The sequence below is a fragment of the Streptomyces sp. NPDC058000 genome, assembly GCF_042886435.1.
Classification (GTDB): Bacteria; Actinomycetota; Actinomycetes; order Streptomycetales; family Streptomycetaceae; genus Streptomyces.
The window spans coordinates 16,893-37,229 of the sequence record NZ_JBHVQS010000022.1 but is presented as its reverse complement, the minus strand read 5'-3'; the positions used below and the strand labels follow the sequence as shown (position 1 = coordinate 37,229).

The following is a 20,337-nucleotide window of genomic DNA, read 5'->3' as shown; positions in this document are numbered from 1 at the left end:
GAGACGAGCGCAGCCCACCACTCCGTGCCCGAGGCCGGCGGCCAGGCGGAGCGGCACAAGCTCCGCGCGCCCGTTGCCCCTCCAGTACCGGGGCAACGGGCGCGCCGCACCCTTCCAAGGGCCGCACGCCTTCACCAGAAACATGCATTCTGCACGCCCTCCCCATGACAGTCATGACTGTTTCACCCTTCACCGGCGTGACAGCGTGACTGGTGACACCGCCCGAGGGGAGTGCGATGAACAAGGGGTACGCGGTCTTCTGCGATGCCGACCGGCAGTTCTACGACGCTCCGCACCGCGTCGCCGGCGATCCCGCCGGACGCACCGCGCCGTACCCGGTGTTGAGCCGGGAGCTGCCGGACGGCTGGCAGCGCCACCGCTCGGGCGACTGGCTGGCGTTCCGGCCGCTCCACCGCGAACTGCCCGTCCAGGGCTGGAAGATCCACGTCTCGGCCTGCCTGGACAACGCGGAACGGGTGCTGGCCGCCGTCTGGGACCACTGCGTCCCGCGCTCGGTGGCCTTCAAATGCCTACCGAGCCGCTACCTGCTGCACATGCGCAACGCCAAGTACGCGGACCGCGGAGCCAGCGGCAAGTTCCTGACCGTGTACCCCGCCGACGCGGAGGAGTGCCGGGTGCTCGCCGAGGAGCTGTCCGCACTGCTCGCCGGTGAGCCGGGCCCCTACATCCTCAGCGACCTGCGCTGGGGCGCCGGCCCGGTCCACGTCCGCTACGGCGCCTTCACCGAGCGGTACTGCCACGACGAGCACGGCGACCGGCGGCCGGCGATCGAGGACGCCCGGGGAAAGCTGGTCCCCGATCTCCGGGAACCCGCCTTCCGACTCCCCGAGTGGGTTCCGCTCCCGGACTTCCTCGCACCGCACCTGGCCGCCCGCAACGCCACCACCGTCGCCGACCTGCCGTACACGATCGAACGGGCCCTGCACTTCTCCAACGGCGGCGGCGTCTACGTCGCCCTCGACCGGCGCACCCAGCGGCGCGTGGTGCTCAAGGAGGCGCGTCCGCACGCCGGTCTGGCCGCGGACGAGGCGGACGCGGTCGCCCGGTTGGCGCGGGAGCGCGACGCACTGCAACGACTGTCCGGCCTGGACTGCGCACCCGAGGTCCTCGACTGGTTCACGCTCGGCGAGCACACCTTCCTGGCACTGGAGTACATCGAGGGCCGCCCCCTCAACACCTTCTTCGCCCGCCGCCACCCCCTGATCGAGAACGACCCCGGCCCCGAGCGACTGGCCGACTACACCGCATGGGCGCTGCGCGTGCACCGCATGGTGACGGAGGCGGTCGAGGCGATCCACGCCCGCGGAGTCGTCTTCAACGACCTCCACCTGTTCAACATCATGCTCTCCGAGGACGAGTCGTCCGTGGTCCTGCTGGACTTCGAGGCGGCCTCCGTCGACGACCCGGAAAGCCGCCAGACCATCGCCAACCCCGGCTTCGTGGCGCCCGCCGACCGCCGGGGCCCGGACGTCGACCGCTACGCCCTGGCCTGTCTGCGGCTGGCCCTCTTCCTGCCGCTGACCAGCCTGTGCGCCCTGGACCCGGGAAAGTCCGCGCATCTGGCCCGGATCGCCGCCGAACAGTTCCCGGTGCCGCCCGAGTTCCTGGCGGCGGCGGTCGCGGACCTCACCCGCGGCCGGCGGCCACCGGTGGCGCGCCGGACGACCGCCGACCGGGACGCGTCGAGCGCCGCACCACCGAGCGCACCGGACGCCTACCTCCCGGTCCGCCTCGACGACTGGCCGCGCAGTCGGGACTCCATGGTCCGCGCCCTGCTGGCCTCGGCCACCCCGGAGCGCGAGGACCGGCTCTTCCCCGGCGACATCGCCCAGTTCGCCCTCGCGGGCGGTGGGACATGCGTCGCCTACGGGGCGGCGGGCGTGCTGTACGCCCTGGCCGCGACCGGGGCCCAGCCCTTCCCGGCGGGGGAGGAGTGGCTGCTGCGGCGCATGAAGAGCCCGGCGTCGGGCAGCCCGCTCGGCTTCTACGACGGCCTGTCCGGGGTGGCGTGGGTACTCGACCGACTCGGCCACCGCGAGCCGGCCCTGGACCTGGTCGACCTCATCGCCGAGCAGCCGTGGCAGGCGCTCGCCCCGGACCTGCACGGAGGACTGGCCGGCCTGGGCCTGGCACTCGACCAACTGGCCGCGTCCACCGGCGAACGCGGCCTGCACGAGCGGGCGTTGCACTGCGCGGAACTCGCCGTCCACCGGCTCCCGGCCGCCCACTCCACCGCCGGCGGAGCGGCCCCGGTGCCTCGCACAGGACTGCTGCACGGCGCCACCGGCGTCGCGCTGCTGTGCCTGCGGCTGAGCGAGCGGACCGGCGACGCGGCCCTCCTGGACCTGGCCGCCGACGCCCTGCGCCACGACCTCGCCCACTGCGTGCGCAGCGCCGGCGGCACCCTCCAGGTCGACGAGGGCTGGCGCACCATGCCGTACCTCGGCGCCGGCAGCGTGGGCATCGGCATGGTCCTCGACGACTACCTCGCGCACCGCCCGGACGAGGAGTTCGCCCGGGCGCGGAGCGAGATCGTCCGGGCCGCGCAGGCCAGGTTCTACGCCCAACCGGGCCTGTTCCGGGGCGCGGCGGGAATGGTGCTGTACCTCAGCCGCACCACCGCCACCGGCCCCGGCACCGAACGGGCCGATCTCGGCCGGCAGATCGACTCGCTCTCCTGGGGCGCCGTCCCCTACCAGGGCCATCTGGCCTTCGCCGGGGAGCAGATGATGCGCCTCTCCATGGACCTGAGCACCGGCACCGCCGGATGCCTGCTCGCCCTGGGCAGCGCCCTGCACGACGCACCCGTGCAGCTGCCCTTCCTCCCGCCGCTGCGGCGGCCCTGAAGCCGGTCCCGGTCACCCGGGACCGTTCCGGAAGGCACTCCCGTCCCATCACGAAAGGAAACCCGATGTCCCTTCTCGACCTCCAGACCCTCCAGACCCCCGAGCCCGAGAGCACGGACGAGCTGCACACCGGCAGCCGCGCGAGCCTGCTGCTCTGCGGCGACAGCAGTCTGAGCGTGACCACCTGTAAGTGACCTCCGGTCACCCCGGGGCGGCAGCGAACGCCCCGGGGTGACCGCCCGCCCGACGGAGGTGACGTTCCCACCGTGCCCGCAGCCCCTCGTCGTTCCGCCGCGACCGCGCCGGCCGCGCGACCCCGCGGCCACGGGGACGCCACCGCAACGGTGCTCCTCGGCGCGCTCCGACACAGCGCGACCGGAACCGTGGCGCTCTGCCTCTGCGCCCTGGCCGCCGCCGGAGCCGCCCTGGCCCTGCCCGCCCAACTCGGTCGCACCCTCGACCTGTTGCTGGCGAACGCCCCGGCCGCGCCCGGCGCGCTCGCACTGAGCGCCGCCCTGCTCGCCGCGGAAGTCCTCCTGGAAGCGCTGGTCACCCACACCGGCGGCACCACCACCGCCCGCAGCACCGCCTGGCTGCGCCGCCGCGGCCTGGACCACCTGCTGTCCCTCGCCCCGCACCGGGCGGCCGACCGCTTCGCCCCCGGCGACCTGGTGACCCGCCTGACCGGCAACGCCGCGGAGGCCGGGACCGCGCCCAGTACCGTGGCCGGGGGAGTGGCGGCCCTGCTCACCCCCGTCGGCGCCCTGCTCGCGCTGGCCCTCACCGACCCCTGGCTGGCCGCCGTGTTCGTCGCCGGACTCCCGCTGCTGGTCCGACTGTTGCGGTCCTTCACCCGAGACTCCTCCGCCGTCGTGCGCCGCTACCAGCATGCCCAGGCCGAGCTCGCCGCCCGCCTCGTCGAGGCGCTCGGCGGGGCCCGGACCATCGCCGCCGCCGGAACCCTGCACACCGAACGCCACCGGATCCTCGCCCCACTGCCACAACTCGGCGCACAGGGACGGCAGATGTGGCGGGTCTACGGGAACGCCGTGGCCGGCAGCGCCGTCCTGGTGCCCCTGCTGACCACCGCGGTACTGGCCGTCGGCGGCATCCGGCTGGCCCACGGCGCCCTCACCGTCGGCGAACTCCTCGCCGCCGCCCGCTACGCCAACCTGGCCGCCGGGCTCGGCGGCGTCACCGGAGCGCTCAACGCCCTGGTGCGCAGCCGGTCCGCGGCCCGGCGCCTGGGCGAACTCCACGCCCTGCCCGCGCTCGCCGCCGGTTCCCACCCCCTGCCCGCCGACGGCCCCGGACGGCTCGAACTGCGTGCGGTCACCGTGGTCCGCGACGGCACACCCGCGCTGCACGACGTGGACCTGGTCGTGCCGGGTGGTACGACCATGGCGGTGGTCGGTGCCTCGGGCGCCGGCAAGTCCGCGCTGGCGGCCGTCGCGGGACGGCTCGTCGACCCCGACGCCGGATGCGTCCTGCTGGACGGCGTCCCCCTCGAAACGGTCGACCCGCGCCAGCTGCGCCGGGAGGTCGGCTACGCCTTCGAGCGGCCCGCGCTGTTCGGCGACACCCTCGGCGAGGCCATCGACTTCGGCCCCGACGAACCGGCCGGCGAACGCCACCGGGTGGCCGCGGCCCGCGCCGCCGGTGCGGACGCGTTCATCCGGCTGCTGCCGCACGGGTACCGCACCCCGCCGGACCGGGCGCCACTCTCCGGCGGCGAGCACCAACGCATCGGACTGGCCAGGGCCTTCGCCCACGCCGGCCGGCTGCTCATCCTCGACGACGCCACCTCCGGACTGGACACCGTCACCGAACACCGGGTCACCCAGGCCCTGTTGCACGACGTACGGCCGGGCACCCGGCTGCTGATCACCCACCGGGTCGCCTCCGCGGCCCGCGCCGACCTGGTCGCCTGGATCGCGGACGGGCGGGTCCGGGCGGTCGCACCGCACGCCCGGCTCTGGCAGGACGCCGCGTACCGGGCGGTCTTCGCCCCCGGCGCCCCGGACGCCCCGGCCCCCGCCGAACCGCGGGCCACCCCATGACGGCCCCCGTCCACCGGCTGCTGCCCCGCGCCCTGCGCTTCCTGCGGGCCCGGCCCCGGGCGCTCCTGGTGATGGCGGGCTGGTCCGCGCTGGAGTCCGGCCACACCTTCCTCAGCGGCTACGCCGTCGCCCACGCCCTCGACGCCGGCTTCCTGGCCGGCCGGACCGGCACCGGCCTGGCCTGGCTGGCCGTCGCCGCGGTGGCCGTCGTCCTCGGCGGGGCCGCGGGCCGCGGTGTCTTCCGGGGGCTGGCCGAACTGGTCGAGCCGTTGCGCGACCGGCTGGTGCGCGGGGTGGTCACCGCCGCACTGGGCCGGGCGGTGGCGGACCCGTCCCGCCCGGCGGACACCGCGGTGGTCTCCCGCCTGACCAACCAGACCGAACTGGCCCGGGACAGCTTCGCCGGCCTGGTGCTGGTGGCCCGCTCCTTCGTCTTCACCGTCGCCGGGGCCCTGTTCGGGCTGCTCTCGCTCGCCCCGGAACTCCTGCTCGTCGTCGTACCGCCGCTCCTGGTCGGCCTGGCCCTCTTCCTGGCCACCCTCGTCCCGATGGCCCGCCACCAACGGGCCTTCCTGCACGCCGACGAGGCCCTGGCCGCGCAGCTCGGCGCGGTGACCACCGGACTGCGCGACGTGGTCGCCTGCGGGGCCCAACGCCGGACGGCGGCCCGCACGTACGCCCTGATCGAGGCCGAGGCCCGGACGGCACGGCGCCTGGCGCGCTGGACGGCCGCCCGCAGTCTCGCGCTCGGCATCGCCGGCCAGTTGCCCGTACTCCTGCTGCTCACCGCCACCCCCTGGCTGATGCGAAGGCACCTCACCACCGGGGCCGTCCTGGGCGCCCTCACCTACCTGACCCAGGCGCTGCAACCCGCCCTCCAGACCGTGATGCAGGCCCTCGGCTCCGCCGGCACCAGACTCCTGGTGGTCCTCGAACGGCTCACCGGCGGGGCACCGCCCGTCCCGCACCCGACGCCACCGCCGCACCCGACGCCACCGCCGGAGCCGACGGCACCGCCCGCCACCGGACCCCGAGTGGAATTCCGCGCCGCCACCTTCTCCTACGGCACCGGCGCCCAACCGGTCCTCCGCGACCTGGACCTCACCGTCGAACCGGGCGAACACCTCGTGGTCGTCGGACCGAGCGGAACCGGCAAATCCACCCTCACCGGACTCGCCGCCGGGCTGCTCACGCCCACGTCCGGCGAGGTGCGCATCGCCGGCCAGGCACCGTCCGCGACCACCACCGGCCCCGACCGGCACCGCGTCCTCATCCCGCAGCAGGCATACGTGTTCACCGGAACGGTGCGCGAGAACCTGCTGTACCTCTGCCCCGACGGCGCGCCGCCCCAGGCCGTCGAGGCGTCCCTGGACGCCGTCGGCCTGGGCCCGCTCGTGGACCGGCTGGGCGGACTGGACGCCCCACTCGACCCGGCCGCACTGTCCCAGGGCGAGCGCCAACTGCTCGCGCTGGGCCGGGCCCACCTCTCCCCGGCCCCGCTGGTACTCCTCGACGAGGCCACCTGCCATCTCGACCCGGCCGCCGAAGAACGCGCCGAACGCGCCTTCCGCAACCGTCCCGGCACCCTCGTGGTCGTCGCGCACCGGATCAGCTCCGCCCGGCGGGCCGATCGCATCCTGGTCCTGGACGGCACCCACACCGCCCTCGGCACGCACGCCGAACTCCTCCGGTGCTCACCGCTCTACCGCGACCTGGCCGGAGGGTGGGATCCGCGGCGCCCGGAGCGGCCCCGGACGGAGGCCCGCAGCCGTTGACGGCGCGGGCAGGACGACCGGCGCGCTACACCCAGCCCGCCGCCTGGGAGATGCGGAGCGCGTCGACCCGGTTCCGGGCGCCGGTCTTGCGGTTGATGGCCGCCATGTAATTGCGCACCGTCCCCTTGCTCAGATAGAGCTCGCCCGCTATCTCCGACACGCCGGCCCCCTTCGCGACGAGCCGCAGCACCGTCAACTCACGGGCGGTCAGGGGCATGTCGGAGGCGTGCAGGAGGTCGCGGGCCAGGGAGTGGTCGAGGTAGCGCTCGCCCGCCGCGACCAGGCGCACCGCGTCCCGCAAACGATCCGGGGACGCGTCCTTGTCCACGAACCCGCGGGCCTTGGCGGCCAGGGCCCGTCGCAGTACGCCCGGCCGGCAGGCGCTGGCGAGGACGAGCAGGGCGCAGTCCGGCCCGCCGGGCGGGGTGGCCGTCGGGATCGGGTCGACGCAGTCGCCGTCCACCACGCACACCTGCGGACGGAAGGACCGGGCCGTGCCGGGCGCACTGCTCCAGCAGGCGGCGACCGCCTCGATGTTCTCCTCGTCACGCAGCAGCGCGGCCAGCGCCGAGCGCAACAGCCGTGTCTCATGAACCACCAAGACCCGGATCACCTGTGTCCCTTCGGGCCGGCCGACTCTGGATGCACGGCTGAGATTCTCACCGGCCGGGCCCGACACCGGGCAGGTTCCGGCCCGGCTGACCTGAAAAGACACTTCGCCACCGTATTGACGCACTGTCCAATACATGCCGGACATAGCGGGATCACACAATCTCCTCCCGCCCGCCGGCCTTGATCCATCCGCCCCGGAGCCCGGCCGCCCGCCGTGGACACCGCGCACGGCCGGTCGACCGCCACCGGGCCGCAACGGAACCGCAGCCGGCCGGCGACATCTCCGTAGGAACCGCACAGTGCTCCCGGCGGCCCGCGCCCCCGGCCGGCGACGCATTCCTGCCACCGTCACCCCGCCGGGCGGGCCGGTGCCCGGGCAATTTTCAAAACCCGTCACTGTGACGGAGTAACGGAGCGTGATCTTCCGGTTCCTGGTTCGTTGTCGCGGTGATCCCGGAATCAGACCGGGACCGGTAAAGGAAGGAAGTTCCGTCATGGGTAAGGCATTGCGTGTGGTCGCGGGGACCCTCGGGGCCGGTGCGCTCTTGCTGTCAGTGGCAGGCACGGCCAGCGCGAAGGGCGGGGGCGACCGGTTCATCGAGGACGTGCGCTGCGCACCGTCGTTCAGCCTCAGCCTGCTGTTCCCGCCCACGGACGGTTGCCGCACGGACGTCGGCATCAGCGCCAACAAGCGGATCACCAAGGTCGTCCAGAGCGCCGGGGGCAGCATCTACGGCATCGACGTGGACGGCGGCAGAGGACGCCGCTGACACCAGCCCCGCACCCCGGAGCACGCTGCTCCGGGGTGCGGGGGGCAGCGCCAACGGCAGGGCCCGGCCGGTCGGGGGCGCGGTGGCGGTGCCCTCGCCCGAGGCGAAGCACCGTTCCTGGCGGAAGACTGGGGAAGACTTCTGTAGGGATTCCGCATCGCGGTCGGGGACAGGGTCCGCCGATGCCGGGCGTGACGTTCCCGAGAAGTCAGCGACAGAGCAGCCCGGTTCGAGCCACTCGAAGACATCCCCCGAAGCCGGTCAGCGGACCCGCGGCCACAGGGTCGCCGTCAGCACCAGCGTCCACAGCACGCCGATCGTGAGCGCGCCCACGGTGGCCATGGCGTCCGGTACGCGCAGTCCCCGCAGGACGCCCACCGAGCCGAAGGCGACGGTACCCCCGCAGACCGCACTGATCCCGAGTACCTCTCCGGAGCCGGGGTCCTCGCAGGCCAGGGTGTAGGCGAACGCGCCGACGAGAACGCTGGCGACTGTTCCCAAGAGGACGAAGAAGAGCCCGCCGAGCAGCGGAGCAACGTCGAAGGACCCTTTCTCCTCCTGGTGTTCCACCTCCCGCTTCGCCGGTGTGCGCCCGTCGTCGCCCCTGAGCGTGCCGCCCCCGACGGCCACTCGGCTGGGCCCGGGACCGCGCCGGCTCCGCCGGCCCGCTCGCGGCGTCGGGAGGGGCATCGGCTTCGTACGGGGTGGCCGATGCTCGTCGAGCGTGCGCAACCCCTCGGCGGGGGTGGGGCGTTGCTCGGGGTCCTTGTCGAGCAGTGCTGTGATCAGCTCCGCGAGCGGGCCGGGCGGCTCGGCCGGTGCGGGAGTGTGGAGGCAGCCGGCATTGAGCGTGGCGGTGCGCGTCTCACGACCGAACGGGGACGTGCCCGTAGCCGCCTCGTAGAGGGTGGCGCCGAGGGAGAAGCAGGTCGCCGGCCGGGCCGTCGTGCGTGCCGTCGATGCGTTCGGGGGCCATGTACGCGGCGGAGCCGATGACCATTCCGGTGGCGGTCATGCGGGTGTCGGCCTCGTGGGCGGCGATCCCGAAGTCGGTGAGGAGGGCGTGGGCGACTCGTGCCGACTCGCCCGGTGTGAGGGGACCGGCCTTGAGATGCCCGGATGCGGACCCGCGTTCCCTTCGACTTCGGGCCGTATATAGGCTCACGGCCGTAACGCGCCTGACGGGGAGAAACAGCAGAGTGGAGCAGCTGCGGCAGGACGATCCACCGCGGATCGGGGATTTCGTGACGTTGGCACGTCTCGACGCGGACGGCGGCCGGGGCGAACCCGAACGTCGCTATCTGGCCCGCAGCGCTGACGGCGGGCACACCGTCGTGGCGTGCCTGCCGGCCTCCGGCAGTGACCCGGCGTGGTGGGCGGCCGAGGCACAACAGGCGGCCCGGCTGACCCAGCCCGGGTTCTGGCCGGTCGCCCAGCTCGGGGGGACGCCGGCCTTCCCTTGGTACGCCAGCCCCTATCGGCCCGCGCTGCCGCTGCCGGCCGTTCTGGCCGCGTACGGCGGCCCGCTGCCGGAATTCTTGGTCCGCACGCTCGGCGGCACGCTGGCCGAAGCCCTGGCCTCGGCCCACGTCCTGGGCATCGTGCACGGCGGCGTGTGCCCGGCGGGTGTGCTGCTGACCGCCTGTGGGCCGCTCCTGGGCTGCTTCGGCGCGACCCGCGCCCACCTCCTTGCCGAGCACTCGCCCGCACCGACCACCGGCCTGGACACCGGCTGCCTCGCTCCAGAACGGGCCGCGGGCGGCCCCGCGGACCGGGCCGGCGACGTCTACGCCCTGGGCGCCGTGCTGGCGTACGCGGCGACGGGGCACACCGTCCCGGAGCGCGACGAGATCCCCGCCGGCCTGCGCGACCTCATCTCGGCGTGCCGCTCGCGCGACCCGCAGGGCCGACCCGAACCGGCAAGGGTACTGGCGGAGTTGCTGCCGGGCGCGGCGTACGGCGGACTGGCCGGCGCCACCGAGCCGGTGTCACTGCCCGGCCGCGTCGTCGAGGCGCTGTCACGTCAGTCGGCGGAGGTCCTCGCCGCCGCACTCCCCACCCATGAGCGCTGAGGCCATGATCTCCCCACTTCTGTACGACGATCCGTACACCGTCGGCCCGTTCCGGATCCTCGCCCGCCTCGGTGGGGGCGGCATGGGCACCGTCTACCTGGCCCGTTCGGCGGGCGGCCGCACGGTCGCGGTGAAGACCATGCACACCCGTCTCGCCTCGGACACCACACTGCGGACCCGATTCCGGTTGGAGGCGGACGCGGCACGCGTCATCGGTTCCGAGCACGGCGCGGAGGTCGTCGACGCCGACCCCCAGGCACCGACCCCGTGGCTGGCGACGGAGTACGTCCTCGGCCCGCCGCTCGATGCCGCCGTCGAGGCCGGCGGGCCGCTGCCGGTGCCGGCCGTACGCGCGCTGGGCGCGTCGCTCGCCGCCGGGCTGGAGCAGCTCCACCGCTCGGAGGTGGTGCACCGCGACCTGAAGCCGTCCAATGTCCTGGTGACGGCACGGGGCCCGCGGATCATCGACTTCGGTATCGCCCGGGCCTTCGGCGACGAGCACCTCACGAACGTCGGCAGCGCCGTGGGAACACCGGCGTTCATGTCGCCCGAGCAGGCGGCGGGCCTGGAACACGCGTCGCCGGGCGATGTGTTCGCGCTGGCGGGCGTGCTGGTCTTCGCCGCCACCGGCGTCGGCCCGTTCGGCGGCGGGGCCCCCACCGACCTGCTGTACCGCGTCCGGTACGGCGAGCCGGAGCTCGGCCGGGTCCCCGAGGCGCTGCGTCCCCTGCTCGCCCGCTGCCTGGCCAAGGACCCCGCGCACCGCCCGTCCACCACCGAGTTGCGCACCGCACTGGGCGGTGCCGGCCACGCCCCGGCCGGACCCGGCGACTTCGCGGAGCTGCTGCCCGACGCGGTGCTGCGGGAGATCGCCCGGCGCAGCGACGATGCCTGGCGCGAGCCGCCGCACCGCTTGCCGCCGCCGGCCCCCACGGAGGCGCCGAGGGCCGAGCCGGCCGCCGCACCGGGGGTCTCCCGGCGGCGGCTGCTGCTGACCGTGGCCGGCGGCGCGCTCCTGGGGGGTGGGCTCCTCGGTGGCGGGGGCTGGGCCCTGTTCGGGGACTCCGGCGGCGGTGGCGGCGGCACTTCGAAGAAGGACGCCGTCGAGCGGCCGAAGCCGCCGGCCGTGCTGTGGAGCACCGGCCTGTGGTGTCCGGAATCCGGCGGCGAGGTGATGCGGGTGGGCCGGAACCTGGCCATGCGCGCGGGCATCGTGCTCTGCGGCGTCAACGCCGAATCGGGCAACGCGACGTGGCAGGCGAACATCGAGGAGACCTACCGTTCGGCCACCGACGGCACCCGGCTCTACGCCCTGCGGGGGTACCAGGACGGGGCGTCGCTTGCGGTGTGCGAGGTCGGGCAGACCGACGGGCAATTGGGCAAGCCCCTGGTGGAGCTGTCCGCGTTCGCCGGCAAGGAGAAGCTCAACCAACTGCTGTGCGTCGTCGACGGCGTCGCGTACCTGGTGGCCAAGGCCGCCTCCGACGGGCACTGGTACCTGGTCGCGGCCGACCTGGGCACCGCCAAGGAACGCTGGCGCAGCCCGGTGGACGGGCCGCAGAACGAGGGCATGCCGCCCGCGCTGTGCGGCGCCGTGGCGGGGTCCCGGGTGGTGGTGTGCGGGAGCCCGGCGCAGGGCTCGAAGTTCATCCGCCTGTCCGTGCACGACAAGGCCAACGGCCGCCAACTGTGGAACTTCTCCGAGACGTTCGCGGGCGCACCCCCGTCCCGCCTGGTCATCGACGACCGCAACATCTACACGGGCGCCGAGAGCCTCACCGCCGGCCGACTGTCCGACGGAGGGCTGGCGTGGCTCTTCGGCATGGGGCGCGCCGTCGGCGACAGCGCGGGGGAGGAGCGGCGCTACGGCACGCCTGTCATCCAGGACGGCGTCGTCTACTGCACCGAGGCGGACCGGGGGCTGCTCGCGGTGGATGCCCTCTCCGGCACGCTGAACTGGCAGGAGAAGGGGCTGTCCGGCAGGAAGAGCCTGCGGGACGTGGCCCCGGCGGTCGGCAAGCGGTACGCCTACTGCGCCGATGACAAGGGCGTACGCGCCGTCGACCTCCAGGCCCGCAAGGCCGCCTGGACCTACGAGGCCACGCCCGTCGTCCTGACCGCCGACGCCGAGGCCGGCCACCTGTACGTCCGCCAGGAGAAGCGGACCCTCGCCCTGCCGCTCGCCTGACACACCGCCCCTTCACGCTCCAGGAGACGACCACCCGTGAAACCCCTCGGCCAGGGAGACCCGCTGCGCCTGGGCCCCTACCGCCTCCACGGCGTCCTCGGCGAGGGCGGCATGGGCAAGGTGTACTTCGGCGTGGACGCCTCCGGACGCCCCGCCGCGGTGAAGGTCCTGCTGCCGGAACTCGCCCACGACGGGCACCTGGCCGAGCGTTTCCTCCGCGAGGCGCGGACCGCGCAGGCGGTGACCAGCGAGGGCGTGGCGCGCGTCCTGGCCGCCGAGTTGGAGGGCGGCCGGCCGTGGATCGCCACCGAGTTCCTGGCCGGCCCGACGCTGGACGACGCCGTCACGCGCTTCGGGCCGCTCGACGACGCCGCCGTGCGGGAGCTGGCGCGGTCACTGGCCCGCACGCTCCAGGACGTGCACGCCACGGGGCTCGTCCACCGGGACGTGAAGCCCCCCAACGTCGTCCTCACCTCGGGCGGCCCCCGCCTGATCGACTTCGGCATCGCCCGCCCCGAACACGGCCTGACCCTCACCCGCACCGGACAGATCCCGGTCACCCCCGGCTACGGCGCGCCGGAACAGGTCCTCGGCCGGCGCGTCGGACCGGCCGCCGACGTCTTCTCCCTCGGCGCCGTCCTCGCCTTCGCCGCGGCCGGCCGCCCGGCGTACACCGGCGCCGAGATCACGGCCGTCCTGTACGAGGTCGTGCACGGCGACCCCGACCTGGCGGCCGTGCCCGAGGCCCTGCGGTACCTCCTCACGCCCTGCTTCGCCAAGGACCCGGCGGCCCGCCCGCTGCCCGGCCAGGTCGCCGACGCCGCGGCGGCCCCACGGCAGCCCGAGAAACTGTGGAAGTCCGGTCGACTGGGGGAGGAGATCCGCCAACGGGAGGTGGCGGCACGGCGCCTGACGTCCCGGCCGGCCGGCCCCCCGCCCGCCCCGGGGGACGCGGTGGCCGGCGGCGGCCCCGGCCTCACCCGGCGGCGCCTGCTGGTCGCGGCCGCCGGCGGTGGCGCGCTGCTGGCCGCGGCGGGCGGCGGCACCGCCTGGTGGCTCAGCCGAAATGACACCCCGGCAGATCCCTTCGACATCCCGCCCGCCGCTCAGGTGCAGGCCGCGCCGCTGGGCTCCGCCGACGGCACCCCGAAGCCGCTGTGGGGCCCCCTCCAGGACATCGCCGACACCGGGTCGCCGGCCCCACTGCCGGTGCGCGACGTGGTGGTGTTCGGCGCCTCCGGCGGCGGCATCGCGGCGCGCCGGGTCACCGACGGCCGGGAACGGTGGCGGGTCGGCGACGCGAAGGCGGACGCCGGCTACCTCTCGATCGGGGACCGCCTGGTGGCCACCGCCGACCGTGAGGGGACGCTGCGCACCTGGGTCGCCGCCACAGGATCGCCCCGGTGGACGGTGGACGCGAAGGTGGGGGCCCTGCTGGCCGCGGACGCCCACGCCGTCTACCTGCTGACCACCGACGGCCGACTGCGCTGCGTGGGGACCGACGGGAAGGTGCGCTGGACCCGGCAGCCACCGTTGGCACTGTCCGGCGGCCACCCCGTCGCGGCCCTCGGCGCCGGCCACCTGGTGCTGTGCACACAGACCGGCGACGTGGCCGCGGTCCGCGCCGACAACGGCGCCCGCGCCTGGGTCCGCAAGGGCCAGGCCGACGGAGCGCTGCGGCCCGCCATCGACGGCGGCACCGCCTATCTCGGCGGCCGCACCCTGGCGGCGGTGGAGGTCGCCGGCGGCCGCCAGCTGTGGGCCCTGAACCCGCTGCGACCGCCCAGGCGCGGCGCCGGCGGCTGGGGCCCGCCCGCCGTGTCCGGCGGCGTGGTCCACGCGTTGGACTGCGACGCACTGCGGTCGGTGCGCGTCGACGGCAGCCAGGCCGCCGACCCGATGATGGTCGCCGGCGTCGTCCCGCCGTGGCTGCCACCGGTCGTCCAGGGCAACGGCGTCTGGATCGTGGAGAGCGAGGAAACCGGAGTGACCGGCCTGCCGCGCTCGGGACAGGGCCGACCCCAGACGTACCCCCTCTCCGGTGGCCGACCCCGCTCCATCGCCGCCAGCGGCAACCGCCTCTTCGTCCTCAACCACACGACACTGCTGGCACTGCCGGTGTACTAGGGCCGGTCCGGGGAGCACGGTCGGATCGGCCCTGGGTACTCCGGCAGCGGTCCGCTTCCCGAGCCGGTTCTTCTTCGCCGGCGGAAGGGTTCGAGCCGGGGTCGTGTCGGTACGCCGCGGGTGGGGCGCTCAGTCGCGGTAGGCGGCGGCCGCGAGCTGGACGAACGAGCGGACCAGTGGATTCGTGTCGCCCGCGTTCCATGCCACCACCACACGGCTCGGTGGCATGTCGATCAGCGGTACCACCGTGAGCCCCTGCACCGGCTCGTGGTCCAGGAGGGTCATGCCGACCGTGCCGTTCCAGAGAACGGCCTGCTGGCATTCCTGAACTGCGCGCACCACCGGACCCTCGCGGGGTTCCCCGCCGTTCCAGTAAGACTGCCAGCGGGGGTCGGTGCCCTCCGGGAACCGGAACCAGCGGCGGTCGGCCAGGTCGGCCAGGATCAGGCGGTCGCGGCGGGCCAGCGGATCGTCGGCGCGCAGCAGGGCCCCCACCGGGTCGGCACGCAGCTCGTGCACGGTCAGGCCGGTCTCGTCGAACGGGCCGCGGGTCAGGGCGACGTCGACCACTCCGGCGTGCAGCCCGCAGGTGGGGTCGGTCAGGTCCGTGCCGCGGATGCGGGTCTCGACGCGCGGGTGCTGCCGGTGGTGGGCGCGGGCCAGCCGTGTGGCGCCCGGGTCGTCACTGTCGCCCAGGATGCCGACGGTGAGGGTGGCGTTGCCGGCCGCCGCGGCCACCCGGGCGCGTGCCCGGTCGGCCCGGTCGAGCACGGCGCGCGCCTCATCGAGCAGAACCGCCCCCACCGGGGTGAGCGTGACACCAGCGGGCGATCGATCCAGGAGCGGGGCGCCGGCCTCGGTCTCCAACTGTTTGATCGCCCGGCTCAGGGGTGGCTGGCTCATGTGCAGCCGGGCGGCGGCCCGGCCGAAGTGGAGTTCCTCGGCGACGGCCACGAAATAGCGCAGCGTGCGTAGCTCCATGGTGCGACGATACTCGTACGGTATCGACCTCGCAGAACGGGTCTTGGACAGTCGCGGTGCCTGGCTGTGGGATCGAGGCATGACTGATCAACCGAAGGCCAGCGAGCCGATTGCCGACCCCGCCGTATCGGTGGTCGGGCCGGGCGACGGGGAGACCATCTTCCTGGGCACCACGCGCATGCGCGTCCTCGAAGACGGCAGCAACACCGGTCACCGTCTCGGGCTCGCCGAGTCCGTCCTCGCACCGCACACGCCCGGACCGCCGCAGCACCGTCACGCCCAGCACGACGAGGGCTTCTACGTCATCTCCGGGACGGTGCGGTTCACGGTCGGGGACAGGCACCACGACGCGACCGCGGGCACGCTCGTGATGGTCCCGCCCGGAGCCCCCCACACGTTCGCCAACGTGACGGACCAACCGGCCGTCATGCTCAGCACATTCACACCGGACCTGTACGTCCAGTACTTCCGAGACCTGCAGGACATGTTTGCCGGCGGCCAGGCACCGACCCCCCAGGCGAGTATCCGAACGATGCGCCGCTATGCCACCGAGCCCGCAGGTGACTTCGCCTGAGGGCGGGGGCACTCACATCAGATCCGCGGAGGGGAATCGTGAACGTTGCTTATTGGATCGTTGCCGGCCTGCTCGCCCTGTTCTACCTCTACGGGGGCGGGGTGAAGGTGGTCCGGAGCCGTGAGCGGCTCCGACCGATGATGGCCTGGGTGGACAGCACACCGATGCCGGCGGTCAGGGCCCTCGGGCTGATCGAAGTACTCGGCGCGATCGGACTGGTCGTCCCGCCGTTGACCGGCATCGCGCCCTGGCTGGCCCTGGCCGCGGCCCTCGGGTTCGTCGTCCTTCAGATCGGTGCGACGAGGGTCCACCTGAGCCGCGGAGACCGCCAGATCGCCCTCAACCTCACACTCCTGCTGGCCGCGGCCGTAACCCTCTGGCTGGCAACCACCTGGCTGTGACGCCGGAAAGGACCGGCGAGCGCTCGGCGCACCCAGGGCCGGCGGGCTCAGACGCCACGTCACCGGCCCGGTGCGGTAACTCCCCACCCTGGAAAGGATCTTGAGGTCGTCGGGTAGCCCTGGCCAGAGCCGTCCCGTTGCTCCTACGATGCCAGGGAGCGGGGAGGGGGACTCGACGTGGTACAGCGTGTGGGGCGGGTGGAGTTCGGCATCGCCTGGGCGATCAGGAACCTGGACGGGCTCATCGCCGTGGGGCTCGGCCTGACCATCGGCCTGATGGACGTCCTCGGCGACGTCATCAGCGACAAGGTGGCGTCCGGCGCGACGCTGCTGGTGCTGGGCGCACTCGCGGTCGGCTCGATGACGGAGCGGGTGCGCCGCAAGTCCGACATCCGGGAGGCGTCCGCGGGCACCCGCCGCGCCCTGGAGGACCTCGCCATGGTCCGCTCCCTCTCGGGGGACCAGGTCGGCGACGCGCTGGAACGGGCCCGCGCACAGACCAACCTCTGGTACTTCAAGGGCGGCACCGGCACCTACCTGCGCGCCGTCACGCTGCCCCGGTGCGTCGAGGCCGCCACCCGCCAGCGCGCCCAGCTCAGCGTGAAGGTCGACATCATCAACCCGGCGGACGAGCGGGCCTGTGCCGCCTACGCCCGCTTCCGCCAGACCTTCGCCCGCCGCCGCAACGACGACGCGGCGCACGCCTGGACCGCCGACCGCACCCGCAAGGAGGCGTACGCCACGGTCCTGGCCGCCTGCTGGTTCCGCCAGCGGCTCGACACTCTGGAGATCAGCGTCCACCTCTCACCGGGCGTCCCCACCCTCCGCTTCGACCTCTCCGAGTCCTGCCTGATCATCACCCAGGACGACCCGAACCGCGTCAACCTCCTGGTCGCCCGCGACCAGCCGCTCTACGACTACTACGTCACCGAACTGCACCAGAGCCGCGAACAGGCCGTCCGCCTCGACCTGCGCGGCATCGCCCCCCTGGGCGACGAGCCGACCGTCGACGAGGTCCGCGCGGTCTTCGACGACGTCGACCTCCCCCTTCCCTCGGTGTTCAGCGACGCCGACGTCGCGGAGATCGTCGAGAAAGCCCTGCACGCTGAGGACCCCTACCGGAGGTGAGACGCCTCGGGCGCGGCTCATGGACTACGACACGCTCGACCGACTGCTCCGGCCCGGCGCCCCGCGGGAGGCGCCCCGCGCCAGCGTCACCGGCGCCCTGGAGGACATCGCCTGCGGCAAAAGGGAGTTACGCGCGGTCCACCACCCGCTCGGCTTCCTGTGCCTGCCGCTCGTCCGCGACGGCGCCCGCGGCGTCTGCGTCCACCTCTTCGGCACCGGCACCCCCGCCGACCCCACCGCAGACCCCATGCACGCCCACAGCTGGGAGCTGCGCAGCTACGTCCTCTACGGCCGGGTCGGCAACCTCCCGGTCACCGTGACGGACGAGGCGCGCACCCCCACCCACCGGATCTTCGAGGTCTTCAGCGCACCCTCGGGCGTCGACGAACTGCGGCCCACCCCCCGCCTGGTGCACTGCGCACCGGGCCCCGCCGCCTCCAGCGGCAGCGGCGAGACGTACAGCCTGCCGGCCGGGGAGTTCCACGCCACCGTCGTCACGCGCGGGCAGCCCGCCGCCACCTTGGTGCTCGGCCGGTCGCTGCCCGGCCACACCGACCTGTCCCTGGGCCCCCTGCACGGCCGTGGCCACCGTACGGTGCGTCGGCTGTGCGGTGCGGAACACACCGAACGGACCGTCCGCACAGCACTCAGGAGGATCCATGCCGAGCAGCGCGAGTGACCGGGGCGCCGGACCGTACGCGAGCGAGACGCGGGTGGCCGTCGCCGCGGCGGAGGAGGCGGGGACCCTGCTACGCGGCCGCTTCGGCACGGTGCGTGCGGTGGGCGTCAAGGACGCCTCGGGCGACGTCGTCACCGACCTCGACCTGGCCGCGGAGAAACTCATCCTCGCCCGCCTCCAGACGCACTTCCCGCACGACCGGATCCTGTCCGAGGAGGCGGGCCTCCTCGACGCCGTCAGCCGCCGCACCTGGCTGGTGGATCCGCTCGACGGCAGCAACAACGTCGCGATCGGCCTGACCGCGTACGCCGTCGGCATCGGACTGTGCGTGGACGGCGCGCCGGTCGTCGGCGTGGTGCACGAACCGGTCACCGGCTCCACCTGGCGGGCCGTCCGCGGCCAGGGCGCCTCCTGCGGCCACGATCGGCTGCCGGGGCCGAACGGCGTGGTGCCGCGCAGCGGTCCGGTGGTGGCCTGGACCCAGGGCCATGCGGTGGACCGGACCGACCCGGTGGCCGTGGGACTGCGGGGCCAACTGGAGCGCCGCACCCGGCGGGTGCTCCAGTTGTGGGCGCCGCTGCTGGGCTGGAGCATGCTGGCGCGCGGCGCGATCGGCGGCTTCGTCGGCTACCGCGCGGAGGGCATCGACTTCCCCGCGGGCGCCCTGCTGGCCGCCGAGACGGGCGTGGAGTTCCGCACCCTGACCGGTGGCCCCTTCACGGTGAGCTCCGGCGGCCCGGACACCGACCGCAGCTTCGTCGCCGCCCGTGGCGACACCCTGACGTACCTGCTCGACGTGGTCGCACGCGCACGGGCGGCCTGAGCGGGGCCGGGGGCCGTTCACCCCACCGCCAGCGCCACCGTCGCCGCCAGTGTCGCCGTCACGGCCAGGACGAACCCCGTGCCCATGAAGCGCCGCAGCGGGATGACAATGCCCTGGCCGCGGCACCGCTCGAACCACAGCAGCGTCGCCAGCGACGCCCACGGCGTGACCAGCGGGCCGACGTTGGTGCCGATGAGCAGCGCCAGCAACTGGTGGTGGTTGCCGACCGGCACCGCCGCCTCGCCCGCCATGTAGACCGGCAGGTTGTTGAGGACGTTGGACAGGCCCGCGCCCACGCCCGCCGAGCGGAGCATGCCGCCGAGGCCGCCGTCCGGCCCGATCGCCGCCGTCAGCAGCGTGTGCAGCCCGTGCGCGTTCACCGTCTCGACGACCAGGAACATCCCCGGCACCAGCACCAGCAGCCGCCACGGCACCAGCGACAACCGCAGCTCGGCGGGGCGCCGCACCGCGAACGCGACGACCACGATCAGCATCGTGGTCAGCGACGCCGACCACAGCGGCACGTTCGCGACGAGGATCGCCACCAGGAAACCGGCACACGCCAGCGCGCACACCCGGAACAGCACCGGATCGGCCGGCGCCCGCCGCTCGGGCGGTACGTACACGTCGGAGCCCCGCCGTCCGCGCCGCCAGTAGAAGCCCCACAGGCACACCATCGTCACGGCGACGGCCGCCAGTTGGGGCAGGCCCATCGTGGCGGCCATCGCGGTGGGGGAGAGCCCGACCCGGTTCGACGCCAGCAGGTTCGTCAGGTTCGACACCGGCAGCAGCAGGCTCGCGGTGTTGGCGAGCCAGACCGTCGTCATCGCCAGCGGCACCGGCGCGATGCCCACCCGCCCGGCCAGCGCGAGCATCACCGGCGTCAGCAGCACCGCCGTGGTGTCCAGGTTCAGCACGATGGTGGTGACCGACGCGAAGAGCACGCACAGCCCGAACAGCCGCGGATAGCTGCCGTTGCCGGTCCGCGCCACCCAGGACGCCACCGCGTCGAACACCTCGGCCCGACCGGTCAGTTCGGCCATCACGATGACCGTCGCCAGGAAGACCAGCAGCGGCCCGATACGCGCCATCGCGGCCCCGGCGGGCGCGGCCGGCAGCAGCCCCGTGGCCACACACACCAGGCCGCAGGCGAGCAGCCCGGCGGCGAGCCAGTCCAGGGGATGCAGACGCTTGAGGAATCGCACGCCCGACAGCCTCGCACACGCGGCCGGACGGGGCGGGGGAGAGGGGGAGGCCGCGAGCGTCGGGACCGGCGGCGG

18 protein-coding genes are annotated in these 20,337 nt (G+C 74.1%); 13 read left to right on the top strand and 5 right to left on the bottom strand.

Going from position 1 to position 20,337, the window contains the following annotated elements; genetic code table 11:
- The first annotated feature begins 236 nt into the window (after positions 1-236).
- The 4 genes from lanKC (at position 237) to ACFVT2_RS21850 (ending at position 6,702) form a co-directional block, all read left to right on the top strand.
- On the top strand, positions 237-2,867 hold the full coding sequence (gene lanKC, locus ACFVT2_RS21865; protein ID WP_390020296.1) for a class III lanthionine synthetase LanKC: 2,631 nt from the start codon (positions 237-239) through the stop codon (positions 2,865-2,867).
- A 65-nt stretch (positions 2,868-2,932) separates the two neighbouring features.
- Entirely contained in the window at positions 2,933-3,061 is a 129-nt protein-coding gene (locus ACFVT2_RS21860; RefSeq protein WP_390020293.1) for a SapB/AmfS family lanthipeptide, read from the top strand.
- Between the two features lie 72 nt (positions 3,062-3,133).
- The gene (locus tag ACFVT2_RS21855) at positions 3,134-4,927 is read left to right on the top strand and encodes an ABC transporter ATP-binding protein (protein WP_390020291.1); all 1,794 of its coding nucleotides are present in this window, start codon (positions 3,134-3,136) and stop codon (positions 4,925-4,927) included.
- On the top strand, positions 4,924-6,702 hold the full coding sequence (locus tag ACFVT2_RS21850; protein ID WP_390020288.1) for an ATP-binding cassette domain-containing protein: 1,779 nt from the start codon (positions 4,924-4,926) through the stop codon (positions 6,700-6,702). Before ACFVT2_RS21855 ends, ACFVT2_RS21850 begins: the two co-directional genes overlap by 4 nt.
- Before the next feature lie 25 nt (positions 6,703-6,727).
- On the opposite strand, the gene ACFVT2_RS21845 is transcribed toward ACFVT2_RS21850, so the two are convergent.
- Positions 6,728-7,315 carry a LuxR C-terminal-related transcriptional regulator gene (locus ACFVT2_RS21845; protein WP_390020285.1) on the bottom strand — a complete coding sequence of 196 codons (588 nt, stop codon included), beginning with the start codon at positions 7,313-7,315 and terminating at the stop codon, positions 6,728-6,730.
- A 493-nt stretch (positions 7,316-7,808) separates the two neighbouring features.
- Between ACFVT2_RS21845 and ACFVT2_RS21840 the strand changes: the two genes are divergently transcribed.
- The gene (locus ACFVT2_RS21840; RefSeq protein ID WP_390020283.1) at positions 7,809-8,084 is read left to right on the top strand and encodes a hypothetical protein; all 276 of its coding nucleotides are present in this window, start codon (positions 7,809-7,811) and stop codon (positions 8,082-8,084) included.
- 261 nt (positions 8,085-8,345) lie between these two features.
- Here ACFVT2_RS21840 and ACFVT2_RS21835 read toward each other — a convergent pair whose 3' ends face one another.
- Together ACFVT2_RS21835 and ACFVT2_RS21830 are read right to left on the bottom strand one after the other, a co-directional pair.
- On the bottom strand, positions 8,346-8,654 hold the full coding sequence (locus ACFVT2_RS21835) for a hypothetical protein (protein ID WP_390020280.1): 309 nt from the start codon (positions 8,652-8,654) through the stop codon (positions 8,346-8,348).
- Positions 8,655-8,949: 295 nt separating this feature from the next.
- Positions 8,950-9,249, bottom strand: coding sequence for a hypothetical protein (locus ACFVT2_RS21830; protein ID WP_390020277.1), 300 nt, complete (start codon positions 9,247-9,249; stop codon positions 8,950-8,952).
- Between the two features lie 34 nt (positions 9,250-9,283).
- Between ACFVT2_RS21830 and ACFVT2_RS21825 the strand changes: the two genes are divergently transcribed.
- Genes ACFVT2_RS21825 through ACFVT2_RS21815 form a run of 3 tightly spaced genes read left to right on the top strand, consistent with a single transcriptional unit; the run spans position 9,284 to position 14,471 of the window.
- On the top strand, positions 9,284-10,156 hold the full coding sequence (locus tag ACFVT2_RS21825; protein WP_390020275.1) for a serine/threonine protein kinase: 873 nt from the start codon (positions 9,284-9,286) through the stop codon (positions 10,154-10,156).
- A gap of 4 nt (positions 10,157-10,160) precedes the next feature.
- Positions 10,161-12,344 carry a protein kinase gene (locus ACFVT2_RS21820; protein ID WP_390020272.1) on the top strand — a complete coding sequence of 728 codons (2,184 nt, stop codon included), beginning with the start codon at positions 10,161-10,163 and terminating at the stop codon, positions 12,342-12,344.
- A gap of 36 nt (positions 12,345-12,380) precedes the next feature.
- Positions 12,381-14,471, top strand: coding sequence for a serine/threonine-protein kinase (locus ACFVT2_RS21815; RefSeq protein WP_390020270.1), 2,091 nt, complete (start codon positions 12,381-12,383; stop codon positions 14,469-14,471).
- 129 nt (positions 14,472-14,600) lie between these two features.
- Here ACFVT2_RS21815 and ACFVT2_RS21810 read toward each other — a convergent pair whose 3' ends face one another.
- On the bottom strand, positions 14,601-15,452 hold the full coding sequence (locus ACFVT2_RS21810) for a LysR family transcriptional regulator (RefSeq protein ID WP_390020268.1): 852 nt from the start codon (positions 15,450-15,452) through the stop codon (positions 14,601-14,603).
- 79 nt (positions 15,453-15,531) lie between these two features.
- Here ACFVT2_RS21810 and ACFVT2_RS21805 point away from each other — a divergent pair, with 79 nt between their 5' ends.
- From ACFVT2_RS21805 to ACFVT2_RS21785, 5 genes are all read left to right on the top strand, one after another.
- A complete protein-coding gene (locus tag ACFVT2_RS21805; RefSeq protein ID WP_390020266.1) occupies positions 15,532-16,026 on the top strand; it encodes a cupin domain-containing protein in 495 nt (164 codons plus the stop codon).
- 38 nt (positions 16,027-16,064) lie between these two features.
- Positions 16,065-16,427 (top strand): DoxX family protein, encoded by a 363-nt coding sequence (locus ACFVT2_RS21800; RefSeq protein WP_390020264.1) that lies wholly within the window; start codon positions 16,065-16,067, stop codon positions 16,425-16,427.
- Between the two features lie 177 nt (positions 16,428-16,604).
- On the top strand, positions 16,605-17,555 hold the full coding sequence (locus ACFVT2_RS21795) for a hypothetical protein (RefSeq protein ID WP_390020261.1): 951 nt from the start codon (positions 16,605-16,607) through the stop codon (positions 17,553-17,555).
- A 19-nt stretch (positions 17,556-17,574) separates the two neighbouring features.
- Complete coding sequence (locus tag ACFVT2_RS21790) at positions 17,575-18,234, top strand: hypothetical protein (RefSeq protein WP_390020258.1); 660 nt, start codon at positions 17,575-17,577, stop codon at positions 18,232-18,234.
- On the top strand, positions 18,215-19,057 hold the full coding sequence (locus ACFVT2_RS21785) for an inositol monophosphatase family protein (protein ID WP_390020256.1): 843 nt from the start codon (positions 18,215-18,217) through the stop codon (positions 19,055-19,057). Before ACFVT2_RS21790 ends, ACFVT2_RS21785 begins: the two co-directional genes overlap by 20 nt.
- Positions 19,058-19,074: 17 nt before the next feature.
- On the opposite strand, the gene ACFVT2_RS21780 is transcribed toward ACFVT2_RS21785, so the two are convergent.
- Positions 19,075-20,262, bottom strand: coding sequence for an SLC13 family permease (locus ACFVT2_RS21780; protein ID WP_390020254.1), 1,188 nt, complete (start codon positions 20,260-20,262; stop codon positions 19,075-19,077).
- Between the last annotated feature and the right edge of the window lie 75 nt (positions 20,263-20,337).